Source organism: Mycobacterium sp. (genome assembly GCF_049683355.1).
In the GTDB taxonomy this organism is placed as follows: Bacteria; Actinomycetota; Actinomycetes; order Mycobacteriales; family Mycobacteriaceae; genus Mycobacterium.
On record NZ_JBAUJB010000199.1, the window covers coordinates 25,063 to 41,685 of the forward strand.

Annotated in this window: 13 protein-coding genes, 1 tRNA gene and 2 pseudogenes; 8 read left to right on the top strand and 8 right to left on the bottom strand. The window is 68.3% G+C overall.

Annotated features, from left to right (window positions below; translation table 11 throughout):
- Positions 1–14: 14 nt before the first annotated feature.
- The 3 genes from WA944_RS12000 to WA944_RS12010 all read right to left on the bottom strand — a co-directional run bounded on the left by WA944_RS12000 (position 15) and on the right by WA944_RS12010 (position 5,361).
- On the bottom strand, positions 15–968 hold the full coding sequence (locus WA944_RS12000) for a nucleoside triphosphate pyrophosphohydrolase (RefSeq protein WP_526609358.1): 954 nt from the start codon (positions 966–968) through the stop codon (positions 15–17).
- A 30-nt stretch (positions 969–998) separates the two neighbouring features.
- Positions 999–4,655 (bottom strand): transcription-repair coupling factor, encoded by a 3,657-nt coding sequence (gene mfd, locus WA944_RS12005; protein ID WP_526609359.1) that lies wholly within the window; start codon positions 4,653–4,655, stop codon positions 999–1,001.
- Positions 4,656–4,767: 112 nt separating this feature from the next.
- Positions 4,768–5,361: a TetR/AcrR family transcriptional regulator gene (locus WA944_RS12010; RefSeq protein ID WP_163896398.1), complete on the bottom strand. Its 594-nt coding sequence runs from the start codon at positions 5,359–5,361 to the stop codon at positions 4,768–4,770.
- Positions 5,362–5,456: 95 nt separating this feature from the next.
- Here WA944_RS12010 and WA944_RS12015 point away from each other — a divergent pair.
- The 8 genes from WA944_RS12015 to pth all read left to right on the top strand — a co-directional run bounded on the left by WA944_RS12015 (position 5,457) and on the right by pth (position 11,493).
- Positions 5,457–5,528, top strand: a tRNA-Gln gene (locus WA944_RS12015).
- A 17-nt stretch (positions 5,529–5,545) separates the two neighbouring features.
- Positions 5,546–7,003 (top strand): bifunctional UDP-N-acetylglucosamine diphosphorylase/glucosamine-1-phosphate N-acetyltransferase GlmU, encoded by a 1,458-nt coding sequence (gene glmU / locus WA944_RS12020; protein WP_526646976.1) that lies wholly within the window; start codon positions 5,546–5,548, stop codon positions 7,001–7,003.
- Between the two features lie 91 nt (positions 7,004–7,094).
- Positions 7,095–8,075, top strand: a complete 981-nt coding sequence (locus WA944_RS12025; RefSeq protein WP_526608777.1) for a ribose-phosphate diphosphokinase — start codon at positions 7,095–7,097, stop codon at positions 8,073–8,075.
- 1 nt (position 8,076) lies between these two features.
- Entirely contained in the window at positions 8,077–8,430 is a 354-nt protein-coding gene (gene arsC / locus WA944_RS12030; RefSeq protein ID WP_526374046.1) for an arsenate reductase (glutaredoxin), read from the top strand.
- A complete protein-coding gene (locus tag WA944_RS12035; RefSeq protein WP_526374047.1) occupies positions 8,427–9,080 on the top strand; it encodes an LpqN/LpqT family lipoprotein in 654 nt (217 codons plus the stop codon). Before arsC ends, WA944_RS12035 begins: the two co-directional genes overlap by 4 nt.
- A gap of 103 nt (positions 9,081–9,183) precedes the next feature.
- Complete coding sequence (locus tag WA944_RS12040) at positions 9,184–10,053, top strand: SDR family oxidoreductase (protein WP_526374048.1); 870 nt, start codon at positions 9,184–9,186, stop codon at positions 10,051–10,053.
- Between the two features lie 157 nt (positions 10,054–10,210).
- Complete coding sequence (locus WA944_RS12045) at positions 10,211–10,867, top strand: 50S ribosomal protein L25/general stress protein Ctc (protein WP_526375569.1); 657 nt, start codon at positions 10,211–10,213, stop codon at positions 10,865–10,867.
- Between the two features lie 23 nt (positions 10,868–10,890).
- Positions 10,891–11,493: an aminoacyl-tRNA hydrolase gene (gene pth / locus WA944_RS12050; protein WP_526375562.1), complete on the top strand. Its 603-nt coding sequence runs from the start codon at positions 10,891–10,893 to the stop codon at positions 11,491–11,493.
- On the opposite strand, the pseudogene WA944_RS12055 reads toward pth, so the two are convergent.
- The 5 genes and pseudogenes from WA944_RS12055 to WA944_RS12075 form a co-directional block, all read right to left on the bottom strand.
- A pseudogene (locus tag WA944_RS12055) lies at positions 11,490–12,519 on the bottom strand (4Fe-4S binding protein). The gene pth and the pseudogene WA944_RS12055 sit on opposite strands and share 4 nt — an antisense overlap.
- Positions 12,520–12,584: 65 nt before the next feature.
- On the bottom strand, positions 12,585–13,439 hold the full coding sequence (locus tag WA944_RS12060; protein WP_526375564.1) for an ABC transporter permease: 855 nt from the start codon (positions 13,437–13,439) through the stop codon (positions 12,585–12,587).
- Positions 13,436–14,398 carry an efflux ABC transporter ATPase subunit, DrrA-related gene (locus tag WA944_RS12065; protein WP_526375566.1) on the bottom strand — a complete coding sequence of 321 codons (963 nt, stop codon included), beginning with the start codon at positions 14,396–14,398 and terminating at the stop codon, positions 13,436–13,438. Before WA944_RS12065 ends, WA944_RS12060 begins: the two co-directional genes overlap by 4 nt.
- Before the next feature lie 76 nt (positions 14,399–14,474).
- On the bottom strand, positions 14,475–16,112 hold the full coding sequence (locus tag WA944_RS12070) for a fatty acyl-AMP ligase (protein ID WP_526375568.1): 1,638 nt from the start codon (positions 16,110–16,112) through the stop codon (positions 14,475–14,477).
- A 309-nt stretch (positions 16,113–16,421) separates the two neighbouring features.
- A pseudogene (locus tag WA944_RS12075) lies at positions 16,422–16,623 on the bottom strand (4-(cytidine 5'-diphospho)-2-C-methyl-D-erythritol kinase); the annotation flags it as partial.

Consider the following 16,623-nt stretch of genomic DNA (forward strand, 5'->3'; position numbering starts at 1 on the left):
GCACCTGTGCGGCGCTACTCTGCCTCTTTTTCGACCAAGACACCGGGCCAGTGCGCGCGCCATTCATCCTCGCCGATCGTCTCCAGCGGTCCGTCGTCGAGTTCCGCGGCCACCTCGGCGCCCCGCCGGGACTCGGCGACCGCTCGTTCCGCCGCCCGTACATCGGACATGAACTCCAGAACCACTGAACGCAAGGCATTTTCGGCGTCGTTGTCGGCCGACACCGTCACGGTGGTGATCGCATCGGGAATCAGGTCAGCCGGCAGGCCGGCGGTCTCGGCCCGGGCGAGCACCTTCTGCGCCAACGCCAACGCGGGCTGCGCGGTGGGGATGTCGTCCATGATCGACTCGCGTGCCAGCTTCTCCAACGACTTGCGCTGCTCCCACTGCGCCAGCTGGTCCTCCAGCGTGATCGACTCACCGGCGAGCACCGCGGGAACCCGGTTGCCGAGCTTGCGGACCAGCGCATCGGCCACATCGTCGATGCCGAACGAGTTCTCGGGCGCGTCCTCGGCGATGCGGGCGTGAAAGAGCACCTGCAGCAACACATCTCCGAGCTCATCCCGCAACTCGGAGAGATCACCGCCGTGCACCGCGTCGAACAGTTCGTAGGTCTCCTCGAGCAGATAGCGCCGCAGCGAGTCATGGGTCTGCTGGCTCTCCCACGGGCCCGCGGTGCGCAACTTGTCCATCATCGCCACCGCGTCCACCAGCCGCTCACCGGACTGCGGCTCGACCGAGATCACCCGCTCCCCTGCGGCGATCCGCGCGGCGACCGTGGGATGGTCGGCGTCCGAGGACAGCAGCACGTCGGCGGCGTCACCGTCGTAGGCCGGCCGTGCGGCCGGCAGCGACCACGGCACCTTGATCGGCAGCTCCTCGGTGTACTGCAGGTCCCCGGCCAGCAGCTCGACGGCCTCCACCGGAATCAGCGACGGGCGGCGAGGGTCCACCAGGATGACCGTCATCGGCACGTACTCATATCGATCTCAGGTCGTTCATTGGCGCGGACCACCTCCGAACTTGGTTATATCAACTTCCTCCTGCTGATTCCCGCCGATGGCCAGCATCAACCCCGCCACGAACGCCACCAGCTCCAGATCACGGATCCGGGGCGCCCCGACACCGCTACCCGCCCGCGGTATCGGCACCTGCACGGTCGAGGTGGTGGCACGGTAGTTGGCACCGGAATACAGCCTCTTGAGCCTCAATTGAGCCGAATCCGGCAGCGTCAGCGGTCCGATCTTCAGCGTCGACGCCGACACCGCACCGATCTCGGTGACACCGTGGGCGCGGGCCAGCAGCCGCAGCCGCGCCACCGCGATCAGCCGCTGGGCGGGTTCGGGCAACGGGCCGTACCGGTCGTTGAGCTCCTCGATCACCGAGTCGACCGCGCCGTCGTCCTGTGCCGCGGCGAGGCGGCGATAGGCCTCCAGCCGCAGCCGGTCGCTGGCGATGTAGTCCGGTGGCAGGTGCGCGTCGACCGGCAGGTCGATCCGGACGTCTTTCGGTTCCTGTGGTGCGGCAACGGTTTCCCCGTCGGCCACCGCGCGATACGCTTCCACGGCCTCACCGACCAACCGCACGTAGAGGTCGAAACCCACGCCGGCGACATGCCCGGACTGCTCGGCACCCAACACATTTCCCGCACCACGGATCTCGAGGTCCTTCATCGCCACAGCCATTCCCGCACCCAGCTCATTGTTCTGGGCGATCGTCGCGAGCCGGTCGTAGGCCGTCTCGGTCAGCGGGACCTCCGGCGGATACAGGAAGTACGCGTAGCCACGTTCCCGGCTTCGTCCGACCCGGCCTCGCAACTGGTGCAGCTGGGAGAGACCGAACGTGTCGGCACGCTCCACGATCAGCGTGTTGGCATTGGAGATGTCCAGCCCCGTCTCGACGATCGTGGTGCACACAAGGATGTCGTACTCACGATTCCAGAAACCCTCGACGGTGCGTTCGAGTTGCTCCTCGGGCATCTGGCCGTGCGCGACGACGACCCTGGCCTCGGGCACCAACGTCCGCACCTTCGCGGCGGCCTGGTCGATGGTCCGGACCCGGTTGTGGATGTAGAAGGCCTGCCCGTCACGCAGCATCTCGCGGCGCAGCGCAGCGGCGACCTGCTTGTCGTCCTGTGGCCCGACGTACGTCAGCACCGGGTAGCGCTCTTCGGGCGGCGTCAGGATCGTCGACATCTCCCGGATCCCCGCCAGGCTCATCTCCAAGGTGCGCGGAATCGGCGTCGCCGACATGGTCAGCACGTCGACGTGGGTGCGCATCGACTTGATGTGCTCCTTGTGTTCGACCCCGAACCGCTGCTCCTCGTCGACGACGACCAGGCCGAGGTCCTTCCACGCCACCCCGGTCTGCAGCAACCGGTGGGTGCCGATGACGATGTCGACCGAGCCGTCCTTCATCCCCTCGAGGGTGGCTCGGGACTGCGCCGGGTCGGTGAACCGCGACAGTCCCTTCACCGTGATCGGGAACCCGGCGGTGCGCGCCGTGAACGTCTGCAGATGCTGGTCGGCCAGCAGGGTCGTCGGCACCAGCACCGCCACCTGCTTGCCGTCCTGCACCGCCTTGAACGCCGCGCGCACCGCGATCTCGGTCTTGCCGTAACCGACGTCGCCGCAGATCACCCGGTCCATCGGGACCGGCTTCTCCATGTCGGACTTCACCTCGGTGATCGCGGTCATCTGGTCCACGGTCTCGGTGAACCCGAACGCGTCCTCCATCTCGGTCTGCCACGGGGTGTCCGGGCTGAACGCGTGCCCGGGCGACGCCTGACGCTTGGCGTAGAGCGCGACCAGCTCCGCGGCGATCTCCCGGACCGCCCTGCGGGCCTTGGTCTTGGTGTTCGCCCAGTCGCTGCCGCCGAGGCGGGACAGGTTCGGCGCCTCACCACCTACGTAGCGAGACAGCTGGTCCAGTGAGTCCATCGGCACGTACAGCTTGTCGGTGCCGCCGCCCCGCTTGGCAGAACCGTACTCCAGCACCAGGTACTCGCGCCGGGCCCCGCCGATGACCCGCTCGGTCATCTCGACGAACCGCCCGATGCCGTGCTGATCGTGCACGACCAGGTCGCCCGCGGTCAGTGCGAGCGGGTCGACGACGTTGCGTCGCTTCGCCGCCAGCCTGCGGTTCTCGGTGGCGGCGGCGCGGTTGCCGGTCAGGTCGGTCTCGGAGATCACCACCAGGTTGGCCCCGGGGATCACCACCCCGTCGTGCAGCGGGCCCTTGAGGACGCCGACGACACCTTCCTTCGGTCTGGCGCCCGGCTCCAACATCGCTGCCGGAGTGTCGGCTTCACCGAGTTGCTCGACGACGCGCATCGCCGTGCCGGTGCCCGGGGTGACCACGACTGCGTAGTTCGGGGTGGCCCCGCCGAGACTCACGTGGGCGCGTAGCATCGCGAAGATCTCCTCGACACTGTGCTGCTGGCCCCGCGCGGTCGGCGCCGGCCGGATGTCGAGTGTGGTCGCCTCGCCGCCGCCGCTGTCGAGTTGGCTCAACGTCCACCACGGATGGCCACCCTCGCGGGCGGCGTCGCGCGCGGCGCCGAACCCGATGAACCCGGACGCGCCGAGCGCCTCGATGTCGATGGGCACGCCCCCGCCCACGGCGGCGGTCGACCAGGACGCCTCGAGGAACTCGCGCCCGGTCTTGATCAGATCGGCGGCGCGGCTGCGCACCTTCTCCGGATCGCAGATCAACAGCGGGGTGCCCTCGGGCAGGTGCGCAGGCAACGTCGCCAGATCGGTGGGACGCAGCACCGGCAACAGCGCCTCCATCCCGTCGACCGGGATGCCCTCGGCGAGTTTGGCCAGCATGTCAGGCACGTTGCCGGGAACGCCGTTCTCCTGCACCGGGTGTTCGGCCGACAGCGCGGCGGCGCGCTCGCGCACGTCGGCGGTGAGCAACACCTCGCGGCACGGCACGGCGATCACCGTGTTGATGTCGATCTCCGTAATCGAGCGCTGGTCGGCGACCGAGAACATCCGCATCTCGGAGACCTCGTCGCCCCAGAACTCGATCCGCACCGGGTGCTCGGCGGTGGGCGGAAAGACGTCGAGGATGCCACCGCGCACCGCGAACTCGCCCCGCTTGCCGACCATGTCGACCCGCGTGTACGCAAGCTCGACGAGCCGGGCGATAGTGGCATCGAACGCGATGTCGGCGCCCACGGTCAGCGTGACCGGTTCCACCGCGGCGATGTCGGGGGCCATCGGCTGCAGCAGCGACCGGGCGGTGGTCACCACGATCCGCAGCGCCGGCCCCAGCCGCTGATCCTCGGGATGCGCCAGCCGGCGCAGCACCATCAGCCGCGCGCCGACCGTGTCCACCCCCGGCGAGAGCCGCTCGTGCGGCAGCGTCTCCCAGGACGGGAACATCGCGACGGCGTCGCCGAACACGCCGCGCAGCTCGGCGGTCAGGTCGTCGGCTTCGCGCCCGGTGGCGGTGACCACCAGCAGCGGGCCGGACTGCGCGAGCGCCGATGCCAGGTAGACCCGGGCACTTGCCGGGCCGACGAAGTCGAGATCGGCGGGCCGGTCCGCAGCACGGCGAGCCGCCTCCTGCAGGGAGGGGTCGCGCAGTGCCAGATCGACGAGGCCCGCGATCGGGGTGTGGACGTCAAGGGTCCCCGATACGGTCATGATGGGGTCCATCGTAGGCATCTGCCGGACTGCCTGTGGCACGGGCACTGCGGCGCCGGAGTCGGTGCTCAGCAGGCGGTGTCGGCGCCGTTGCGGTGGTGTGTGGGCCCGGTCACTCCTGGTGCAGCACCGGGTCGGATTCGAGGTGGGTCAGCCCGTTCCAGCACAGGTTGACCAGGTGGGCGGCCACCACCTCTTTCTTCGGCTCGCGCACGTCGAGCCACCACTGCGCGGCCATCGACACCGAGCCGACCAGCGCCTGCGCATACAGCGGCGCCAGGTCGGGATCGAGCCCGCGGCGGGAGAAGTCCCCGGCCAGGATCGACGCCACCTGGCTGACGGCGTCGTTCAGCAGCGTCGAGTAGGTGCCCGAGGTGATGCTCGCCGGGGAGTCGCGGATCAGGATGCGGAAGCCGTCGGTGCGCTCCTCGACGTAGGTCAGCAGTGCCAGCGCGACCCGTTCGACCCGCACCCGGGACCGGTTCTTGGTCAGCGATGCGGTGATCCCGTCCAGCAGCGCCGACATCTCCCGGTCCACGACGACGGCGTAGAGCCCCTCCTTACCGCCGAAATGTTCGTAGACCACCGGCTTGGACACGTTGGCGCGCAGCGCGATCTCCTCGATCGAGGTGCCGTCGAAGCCACGCTCCGCGAACAGCGACTTGGCGATCTCGATCAGCTGCTGGCGACGTTCGCTGCCGGTCATTCGGGCGCGCGGTGCACGCATTTCCTTATCGGGGCCGGCCACGGTTGTCAGGGTAAACCTCGAGACTGCTTGGACTAGAGTCTCTGGGTGATCAGTCCGTCGTGGTGTAATCGGCAGCACCTCTGATTTTGGTTCAGATAGTTCAGGTTCGAGTCCTGGCGACGGAGCATTAGCGAGGACGTCTATGCGTGAGGCCGCGGTCCTGGTGTTGGCGGCAGGTGCCGGTACCAGGATGAAATCCGACACCCCCAAGGTGTTGCACACCCTCGCCGGCCGCAGCATGCTGGCGCACTGTCTGCACGCGGTGGCCGCGGTGGAGCCCGGGCACTTGGTCGTGGTGGTCGGACGGGACCGTGAGCGGGTGGCACCGGCGGCCCAGCAGATCGGCGCGGACCTGGGCCGGCCGGTCGAGATCGCGGTGCAGGAGCAGCAGCGCGGAACCGGGCACGCCGCGGAGTGCGGCCTGTCGGCGCTGCCCCCGGATTTCGCCGGCGTCGTCGTCGTGACCTCGGGCGACGTCCCGCTGCTGGACGCCGACACGCTGGCCGGCCTGATCGCCGCGCACAGCGCCGAATCGGCCGTCGCCACGGTGCTGACCACCACGCTGGCCGATCCGACCGGCTACGGCCGGGTGCTTCGCACCCAAGACGGTGAGGTGATCGGCATCGTGGAGCAGGCCGACGCCAGCCCGTCCCAACGGGCGATCACCGAGGTCAACGCCGGTGTGTACGCGTTCGACATCGGGGCGTTGCGGTCGGCGCTGAGCCGATTGCGCTCCGACAATGCCCAGCAGGAGCTCTACCTGACCGATGTGGTCTCGATCGTGCGTTCCGACGGGCACCTCGTGCGGGCCGAACAGGTCGACGACACCGCGCTGGTCACCGGCGTCAACGATCGGGTGCAGCTGGCCGAGTTGGGCGCCGAGCTCAACCGCCGGATCGTCGCCGCCCACCAGCGGTCCGGCGTGACGATCGTCGACCCCGCCTCCACCTGGATCGACGTCGACGTGACGATCGGCCGGGATACCGTGGTACGCCCGGGCACCCACCTGCAGGGCGCCACCGCGATCGGCGGCCGCTGCGAGATCGGGCCCGACACCACCCTGACCGACGTCACCGTCGGCGACGGCGCGGAGGTGGTGCGTACCCACGGCAGCGCCTCGGTGATCGGGGCCGGGGCGGTCGTCGGCCCCTTCACCTACCTGCGCGCCGGCACCGTGCTGGGCGCCGCAGGCAAGCTGGGCGCGTTCGTCGAGACCAAGAACGCCACCATCGGCGACGGCACCAAGGTGCCGCATCTGACCTATGTCGGCGACGCCGACATCGGCGAGCACAGCAACATCGGCGCCTCCAGCGTATTCGTCAACTACGACGGAGAAACCAAGCGGCGCACCACGATCGGCTCCCACGTCCGCACCGGTTCGGACACCATGTTCGTCGCACCGGTGACCATCGGCGACGGCGCCTACACCGGTGCGGGCACGGTGATCCGGGAGGACGTGCCCCCAGGCGCGCTGGCCGTGTCCGCGGGCCCGCAACGCAACATCGAGGGCTGGGTGCAGCGCAAGCGCCCGGGCAGCGCGGCGGCGTCCGCAGCGGCGGCGGCCGAGGCAGCGGAGGATTCCGTACCTACCGATCAGTAGCCGTTTGTTGGCATTCTGGTAACCCGGCAGCGTGCGTGCGTGAGCGCTACGTACGATGGCCCGGTATTGATCGCCGACGCGAGGGCAGCCCGTGAGCCACGACTGGACCGACAATCGCAAGAACCTGATGCTGTTCTCCGGGCGGGCGCACCCCGAACTGGCCGAGCAGGTCGCCAAGGAACTCGACGTTCCGGTCACCGCGCAGTCCGCCCGCGACTTCGCCAACGGTGAGATCTTCGTCCGCTTCGACGAGTCCGTGCGCGGCTGCGATGCGTTCGTGCTGCAGAGCCATCCGTGGCCGCTGAACCAGTGGCTGATGGAGCAGTTGATCATGATCGACGCGCTCAAGCGCGGCAGCGCCAAGCGGATCACCGCGATCCTGCCGTTCTATCCGTACGCCCGCCAGGACAAGAAGCACCGCGGCCGCGAACCGATCTCCGCGCGCCTGGTCGCCGACCTGCTCAAGACCGCAGGCGCGGACCGGATCGTGACCGTCGACCTGCACACCGACCAGATCCAGGGGTTCTTCGACGGCCCGGTCGACCACATGCGCGCGCAGAAGCTGCTGACCGGCTACATCGCCGAGCACTACTCGAACCACGACATGGTCGTCGTCTCCCCCGACTCGGGACGGGTGCGTGTCGCCGAGAAGTGGGCCGATTCGCTGGGCGGTGTCCCGCTCGCCTTCATCCACAAGACCCGCGACCCGCTGGTGCCGAACCAGGTCAAGTCGAACCGGGTGGTCGGCGACGTGCGGGGCAAGACGTGCATCCTCACCGACGACATGATCGACACCGGCGGCACCATCGCCGGCGCGGTCCGGCTGCTCAAGGAGGACGGCGCGGTCGACGTCGTCATCGCCGCCACCCACGGCGTGCTGTCCGACCCCGCCCGGGAGCGACTGGCCGAGAGCGGCGCCCGCGAGGTCATCGTCACCAACACCCTGCCGATCGGCGAGGAGAAGATTTTTCCGCAACTCACCGTGCTGTCGATCGCGCCACTGCTGGCGAACACCATTCGTGCGGTCTTCGAGAACGGCTCGGTGACAGGGCTTTTCGACGGGTCCGCGTGACATGTCGGGGCGTGACACGGCAACCATCTTTCACAACCCGAAGTGCTCGACTTCGCGCAAGACGCTCGAGTTGTTGCGCGACAACGGCGTTGAGCCCGAGATCGTGCTGTACCTGAAGACCCCGCCGTCACGGGCCGAGATCGCGAAGCTGATCGCCGATGCCGGGATCGACGTGCGGACCGCCGTGCGCAAGCGGGAACCGCTCTACGCCGAGCTGGGGTTGGCCTCGGCGTCGGAGGACGAACTGCTCGACGCGATGGCGCAGCACCCGATCCTGATCGAGCGGCCGTTCGTGGTGACCTCCAAGGGAACCCGGCTGGCGCGGCCGCTGGACAACGTCCGAGAGATTCTGTGACGGTACGGTCCCTGGCGGCGGCTGCCGCGGTGGCCGTGGTGGCTGCGGGCTGCGGGACGGAAGCCCCCGACTACCAGTCCGTGTGGTCGACGCCCAGCGAGACGAGCGCGGTGCCACCCACCTCGGCGGTGGCGGCTCCGGTGAACATCGCCGGTTTCCTGGAACAGGCCGGCGTCGTCGGCGAGCCCGTCGTCTTCGACAAGCTGACAGACCTCACGATCAAGATGCCCACGCCGCAGGGATGGACCCCGTACCAGGGCACCAACCTGGCACCGGGCACCCGGATGATCGTCAAGGGTGACACCTACCCGACCGCGATGCTGATGGTGTTCCGACTCGAAGGTGACTTCGACGCCCGCGAAGCCGTCACACACGGCAACGTCGACGCCCAGATGTCGCAGAACTTCCGGGAGCTCAACACTTCCGCAGCCGACTTCGCCGGGTTCCCGTCGTCGATGATCGAGGGCAGCTACGACCTCAACGGGGCCCGGATGCACAGTTACAACCGGATCGTCATCGCCACCGGCGCACCACCGGCCAACCAGCGCTACCTGATCCAGTTCACCGTGACGGGGTATGCCGAGGACGCCGCCGACGAGGCGCCGGACATCGAGGAGATCATCGAGGGCTTCACCGTCGAGGTGCCCTGACCCGTCCTCGCCGGAACGGTATTCCAGCAGAGGTTTTGCGAGTCACGGCCTGCTGGAATATCGTTCCGGCGGAGGTGGGGGGCGAACACTAGGGTGGGAAGCCATGAGCGACTGGACCGCCTCCGATCTGCCCTCCTTCGCCGGACGCACCGTGATCGTCACCGGCGCCAACAGCGGCCTCGGCCTGGTCACGGCACGCGAGCTGGCCCGCGTCGGCGCCAAGACCATCCTGGCGGTGCGCAACCTCGACAAAGGTGAGACGGCCGCCGCGCAGATGGATGGCGACGTCGAGGTGCGCAAGCTCGACCTTCAAGACCTGGCCTCGATCCGGGCCTTCGCCGAGTCCGGCGCCACCGTGGACGTGCTTATCAACAACGCCGGCATCATGGCGGTGCCGTACGCACTGACCGCCGACGGCTTCGAAAGCCAGATCGGCACCAATCACCTCGGCCACTTCGCGCTGACCAATCTGCTGTTGCCGAAGATCACCGACCGGGTGGTCACCGTGTCCTCGATGATGCACCTGTTCGGCTACATCAGCCTCAAGGACCTCAACTGGAAGTCCCGGCCCTACCTCGCCTGGCCGGCCTACGGCCAGTCGAAGCTCGCCAACCTGCTGTTCACCACCGAGTTGCAGCGCAGGCTCGACGCAGCCGGGTCGCCGCTGACGGCCGTCGCGGCCCATCCCGGGTACTCGGCGACCAACCTGCAGGGACAGAGCGGGAACCAGTTCGGCACCCGCGTCGCGGACGTCGGCAACCGACTGTTTGCCACCGACGCCGACTTCGGAGCCCGCCAGACCCTCTACGCGGCGTCACAGCCGCTGCCCGGGGACAGCTTCATCGGGCCGCGATTCGCCATGCGCGGCCCCACCGGAGCAGCCCAGCGCAGCCCGCTGGCCCGCAACCGCGCCAAGGCCGCAGCGCTGTGGATTCTGTCCGAGCAGCTCACCGGAGTGGAGTTTCCCTTCTGATTTTTGGCTGACCACGGTTCTGCGCTACCCTTACCGACACGTCACGGCGAGGGTGGCCCTGCTCTTCATGGCCACCGTTATCGACGGGAACCAGCATCTTCGATGGTGTTCAACCCTGGCCGTGCCCGACATCGATCACCGGCACAGGAGCACCACAATGGCGAAGAACGCCCCCAACAATCTGACCGCGCAGGTCCGCACCGCGACCGGCAAGGGCGCCTCGCGCCGCGCCCGCCGCGAGGGCAAGGTACCCGCGGTGCTGTACGGCCACGGCTCCGACCCGCGCCATCTCGAGCTCGACGCACGTGACTTCGCGGCCGTGCTCCGCCACACGGGCACCAACGCCGTGCTCACGCTCGACATCGAGGGCACCGAGCAGCTCGCGCTGACCAGGGCACTGGAGATCCACCCGATCCGCCGCAACATCCAGCACGCCGACCTGCTGGTGGTGCGCCGCGGCGAGAAGGTGACCGTCGAGGTCCACATCGTGGTCGAGGGTGACGCCGCCCCCGACACCCTGGTCAACCAGGAAACCAACACGATCGAGATCGAGGCCGACGTCCAGTCGATCCCCGAGCAGTTCACGGTGTCGGTCGAGGGCGCCACTGCGGGCACCCAGATCACCGCCGCCGGGGTCGACCTGCCCGAGGGCGTGACGCTGGTGTCCGACCCCGAGCTGTTGGTGGTCAACGTGATCGTGGCGCCGACGGCCGCCGACCTCGAGTCCGAGGGTGCCGGCGACGAGGGCGAGGCCGCCACCGGCGAGTCCGCCGACGAGGAAGCCACCGAGGAAGCCGCATCCGACTCCGAGTAGGCCTGCCGGGACGGACTGCTGCCGTGGCCGAGCCGCCCCCTGCCCACGGGCAGGGGCCCCTGTTGGTGGTCGGCCTCGGCAACCCGGGACCGAAGTATGCCCAGAACCGGCACAACGTCGGCTTCATGGTCGTCGACGTCCTTGCCGACCGGGTCGGTGAGACGTTCAAGGTGCACAAGAAGTCCGGGGCCGATGTGGCCACCGCCCGGCTCGCCGGTCGGTCGGTGGTGCTGGCCAAGCCGCGGGTGTACATGAACGAGTCCGGCAGGCAGGTCGGGCCGCTGGCGAAGTTCTATTCGGTGGCCCCGGCGGACATCGTGGTGATCCACGACGAGCTCGACATCGACTTCGGTCGCATCCGGCTCAAGCTCGGCGGCGGCGAGGGCGGCCACAACGGGCTGCGTTCCATCGTTTCGGCGTTGGGCACCAAGGACTTCAAGCGGGTACGGTTCGGCATCGGCCGGCCGCCCGGCCGCAAGGATCCGGCCGCCTATGTGCTGGAGAACTTCAGTTCGGTCGAGCGCGCCGAGGTTCCGACGATCTGTGAGCAGGCCGCCGACGCCGCGGAGTTGCTGATCGCCCAGGGACTCGAAACCGCGCAGAACACCGTCCACGCGTGGTCCTAGCGCAGCCCCATCCCGCCGTCGACCACCTTGACGGGCTTGTGGGGAAAACGCTTTCTCGCGTGCGCCTCGGCGTCGGAATCCTTGAGCACATATAGGTTCTCGACCTTGTCCTGAAGTGGCCGCAGCACCAGGTCCATGAACCCCTTGCGGTCATCGAGATAGGGTTCGATCACCTCCTCCCCCGCAGGGCAGACAGCCAGGCAGTAGGCAGCCTTGTAGTTCGCCTTGAACGACAGGCTCTGCCACATCGACGCGTTCTCCGAATCGGTGATGCGGGAGCGGAAGTCGGCGGCGTCGGTGCTGTCGGCGACGGTCTGCGCCCAGTCGGTGAAACCGCCCATGGACTCGCGGTAGTTGTGCACCGAACAGGCGAAGAAGTCGAAGTCGCCGTTCTTCTTGATGGCACCCACTGGGCACGCCGCAACGCACAGCTTGCATTCCAGGCACGGCGAGTAGTCCAGCGGCTCACCGTAACTGCTGATCGGCGCGGCGACCAGGATGGTGCCGAGGAGGATGAAGTTGCCGAACCTGGGGTGGATCACGTTGCGGGTGGATGCCCATCACCCCAAGGCCGGCGGCGACTGCGACGGGTTTGTGCGCCACCACCCAGATCCGGCCGGGGAAGCGGTCCATCTCCATCGGGAAGGTGGCCGACGGGTTGACCACCCGGTAGCCGATGTACTGCAGCACCCGGGTGATCCGGTGCGCCGCCTCGTTCATGATCTCGCCGCTGCAGTGGAACTCCTGGTTGGCCACGCTGCGCTCACTGGACCGGACGTTGTCGCGGTTCATCTTCACCACCAGGGAGATGTAACTGAGCGTGCCCGGCAGGGCGGCTTCGACGTGTTGGCGCTCCGAGCTCAGGGCCGGGTCGTCGACGGCGGCGAAGGCGACGTCGTCGGCCCCGGCGTCCAGACACACCTGCCGCAGCCAGTCCGCGTCGAGGGTGCCGGGTTTCTGTGCGGGACGGGCGCGAACCGTGCGCACGGTGGGATGTTCGGCCAGTCGCGCAGGTAACCTCTCCATGCTAGGTATAGTATACAATACTCAGATGGTCGGGCAGTGGCCTCGCCGGGGCAGACCGGACGTTGTCATCCGGACGTGCGGCGCCGGTAGGCATACAACGCCACAGGCGCGAAGACGGCCGTCAACGCCAGCGACCACAGGATCGTCGACAGCACCGGATGATGCAGCGGCAGTTGGGCGCCGGCGGGTGCGGGACCGCCGTTGCCCCACAGCTCGCGCATCGCCTGAGCCAGCGACGAGACCGGGTTCCACTCGGCGATCATCCGCAACCAGTGCGGCATCGGCTCGGTCGGCACGAAGGTGTTGGCCAAGAAGGTCACCGGGAAGAGCGCGGTGAACATCACGCCGTTGACCGCCTCGACGGTGCGCATCAGTGAACCGACGAGGATGCCGAACCAGATCATCCCGAAGCCGAACAACAGCAGCAGCGCGAACGCCAGCACCGCTTCGGCGATGCCGCCCCGGATCCGCCATCCGATCAGCAGCCCCGTCACCGCCATCACCACCACGCCCAGCGACGAGTGGATGACGCTGGCGATGCTGCGCCCGATCAGCACCGACGACCGGGAGATCGGCAGCGACCGGAACCGGTCGATGATTCCCTTCTCGACGTCGGCGGTGATTCCCGCCGCCACCACGAACGCCGAGAACACGATGGTCTGCGCCAGAATGCCCGGAAGCAGGAACTCACGGTAGGAAGCCCCGCCGGTGTTGGTGATCGACGCCCCGAAGACGAATGCGAACAACAGCACGAACATGATCGGCTGCGCCGTGACGTCGCTGAGCATCTCGGGCATCCGTTTGGTGTGGATCATGTTGCGCTTGACCATGATCCAGGACTGCTGCCGCAGGTTCGTCGGATGCGTGGGAACGGGGCGGGGGGCGATGGGCGCCTGCGCCCTGGTCTCGAGTGCGGTCATGCGCCCACCTCCTCACTGTCTTCGGTTCGGTGCCCGGTCAGCGTCAGGAACACGTCATCGAGGCTGGGTCGCGACAACCCGATGTCGTCGACACCGATGCCGCTGTCGCGCAGCCAGCCCGCCACACTGATCATGTCGTCGAGCCCGTCGGCGGAGGCGGTCAGCCTGCGGGCCGCGGTGTCGGTGAACACCTCGGCCCCGGTCCTGGCCAACAGTGCGTGGGCGGGTTGCAGGTCGGCGGCGTCGGCGACGGTGACCACCAGGCTGGCACGACCCGCCTGCTGCTTGAGTTCCAGCGGCGAGCCCTGCGCGATGATGCGTCCCCGGTCGATCACCACGATGTTGTCGGCCAGCTGATCGGCCTCCTCGAGGTACTGGGTGGTCAGCAACAGAGTGGTCCCCTGCGCCACCAGCCCGCGCAGCACGTCCCACAGCTCGCTTCTGCTGCGGGGATCGAGCCCGGTGGTGGGCTCGTCGAGGAACAGCACCGGCGGCGACGCCAGCAGGCTCACGGCGAGGTCCAGCCGACGCCGCATGCCGCCGGAATAGGATTTCACCACCCGGTCCCCCGCGTCGGTGAGCGAGAACTGCTGCAGCAGTTGATCGCCGATCCTGCTCAGGTCCTTGCGCCGGATACCGTAGAGGCCGCCGATCATCCGGATGTTCTCCCGCCCGGTGAGCAGCTCGTCGACGGTGGCCACCTGACCCGTCAGGCCCATGTGGCGGCGCACCTGGTCGGGTTCGGTCAGCACGTCGTAGCCGGCGACGCGTGCGGTGCCGCTGGTGGGCTCGGTGAGCGTGGTCATCATCCGGACCGTTGTGGTCTTCCCGGCGCCGTTGGGCCCCAGCAGACCCAACACGGTGCCGGGGGGAACGGTGAAGCTGACGCCGTCGACGGCAGTTTCCTGGCCGTAACGCTTGACCAGTTCGATCGCTTCGATCGCCGGCGGGGATGACATGGGCTCGACGGTATCCGCGCGGACCGACATCCGGCCACTCGATTTCCCGTCGCGGCACGCAGGGCGCGCTGAAGGGTCAGCCGGTGATCAGCGAGACCGACGTGGAGCGGCGCAGCTTGCCCGACGGCGTCTTCGGGATGCTGCCCGGCCCGAGCACAACGACGTTGCGGGGCCGCACGTCGACCTCGGCGACCACCTCGTGGGCGACCTGGTGTTCGATCCGGCGGACCTCGATCGGGTCCTCCCAGGCGTTGGACTCGACGGCGACGGCGAAGGTCTCGCGCGAGTGCCCAGCGTCCAGTCGAACCGCAACGGCACAACCGGCCCGGACCCCTTCGACCCGGCCCGCCGCGCGCTCGATGTCGGTCGGGTAGATGTTGCGGCCGGCCATGATGATGACGTCCTTGACGCGTCCGCAGACGACGACGTGGCCGTTGTCGGTCAGGTAGCCGAGGTCTCCGGTGTCATACCAGCCCTGCTCGTCCTGAGCCGGGATGAAGCCGCCCATGGTGAGGTAGCCCGGTGTCAGGCATTCGCCACGCAGTTCGATGACCCCGACACCGCGCGTCGGCATGATGTTGCCGTGGTCGTCGATGATGCGGGCCTCGAGATCGGTGAGCAGCGGGCCGAGGGTGGCCAGCCGCTTGGTGTTGCCCTTGCTCGAGGGCACCGCACGACGCAGCGCGGCCAGCAGATCGGCGTCGACCTCGTCGACGACCAGGCCGGCGTTGCACGGCGAGAACGACACCGCCAGCGTCGTCTCGGCCATGCCGTATGCGGGCAGGATCGCCTCGGGCCGCAGGCCGAACGGCTGGCCGGCGTCGATGAGGTCCTCGACGTCGGCAGGCTCGACCGGCTCGGCCCCCGACAGCGCGAAGCGCAGCGTGGACAGGTCGAACTCACCCGGCTTGGCCTGCCTGCGCAGCCGCTTGGCGAACAGCGCGTAGGCGAAGTTCGGCGCCGCGGTCATGGTGCCCTTGTACTTGTCGATGAGCTTGGCCCACAGCAGGGTGTCCCGCAGGAAGTCCATCGGCGTGACCTTGACAAGCTCCGCGCCGAAGTACATCGGGATGGTCAGGAAGCCGACCATGCCCATGTCGTGGAAGCAGGGCAGCCAGCTGACCATGACGTCCTTGTCGACGTCGTACTCGGCGCCGATGAACATCGCCTCGGCGTTCGAGTAGATGTTGCGGTGGGTGATCTGCACCGCCTTGGGGGAGCCCGTGGACCCGGACGTCAGCTGCATCAGCGCGAGGTCATCCTCGCCGACGTCGATCGGGTCGATCGGCTCCGAGGCCAGCAGGTCGGCGACCGTGAGGACCTTGATGCCCTTCTCCTCGAGCACCGGGATCGCCACCAGGAACGGCTCGGACACGATCACGGCCTTCGCCTCGATCATGCCGATCACGTTCATCGTGTCCTCGGCCCACACCACCAGGTCGGTGCGCGGGGTCGGCTGGTGCAGCATCGTCAGGCTCGCACCGCGCATCCACAGGCCCTGGGCCGTCGGGGCGATCTCCACCGGGAACCCGGCCAACACGCCCACGGCGTCGCCGAGGCCGATACCGGCCGCTTCAAGACCTCCGGCGATGCGCCGGGCCCGCTCGTGCACCTCACCCCAGGTGTGCCGGACCGGCTCGTACGGCTCGCCGGTCACCATGCCCCTGCCGGTGGTGTGCGCACTGCGGTACATCTTCTCGGTGAATCTGCTCACCACGACCTCCTCGCCGACATCTGCCCCGATGCGCATGCGCGTTTGCCATGCTCCGCCTGCTGGGAGGCGTTTTCACGGAGGCGCGCACACGGTTGGGCAGCAGTTGTGTCTCGAATCGGTGATGGCCCATAAGCGCGATCACACCCAGTCCGTCGCCCACCGTGCTCAACGGTGGCGGAACTGGTTGCGTCCATTGCTCGACCGCTAGCTCTCACCGTCGCTCATCTTAGGCAACTCTTAAGTAACTGCCAAACGGAAGCGAGGAATGAGTCATTAGTCACACCGGTTCGTGACCTGGTCGAAGCGTGTTCACACCGAGGTCGACGGACTGGGGACGACCCGGGCGCCCTGCACCGGGCCGCTGGCCACCCGCACCGTGCGGCACACCCCGGCCCCGGCGAGCTCGGTGCCGACATCCACCGCGGCGCCTGCCGAACCGCACAGGAACGCACAGGTGGGCCCCGACCCGGACACCACACCGGCCAGGGCGCCGGCCGCCACGCCCGCGCGC

Coding starts and splice junctions, on each gene's coding strand:
- arsC (WP_526374046.1), top strand. CDS start 8,077: ATGTCGGGGCGTGACACGGCAACCATCTTTCACAACCCGAAGTGCTCG.
- WA944_RS12040 (WP_526374048.1), top strand. CDS start 9,184: ATGAGCGACTGGACCGCCTCCGATCTGCCCTCCTTCGCCGGACGCACC.
- WA944_RS12000 (WP_526609358.1), bottom strand. CDS start 968: ATGACGGTCATCCTGGTGGACCCTCGCCGCCCGTCGCTGATTCCGGTG.
- glmU (WP_526646976.1), top strand. CDS start 5,546: ATGCGTGAGGCCGCGGTCCTGGTGTTGGCGGCAGGTGCCGGTACCAGG.
- mfd (WP_526609359.1), bottom strand. CDS start 4,655: ATGACCGTATCGGGGACCCTTGACGTCCACACCCCGATCGCGGGCCTC.
- WA944_RS12010 (WP_163896398.1), bottom strand. CDS start 5,361: ATGACCGGCAGCGAACGTCGCCAGCAGCTGATCGAGATCGCCAAGTCG.
- WA944_RS12060 (WP_526375564.1), bottom strand. CDS start 13,439: ATGACCGCACTCGAGACCAGGGCGCAGGCGCCCATCGCCCCCCGCCCC.
- WA944_RS12045 (WP_526375569.1), top strand. CDS start 10,211: ATGGCGAAGAACGCCCCCAACAATCTGACCGCGCAGGTCCGCACCGCG.
- WA944_RS12065 (WP_526375566.1), bottom strand. CDS start 14,398: ATGTCATCCCCGCCGGCGATCGAAGCGATCGAACTGGTCAAGCGTTAC.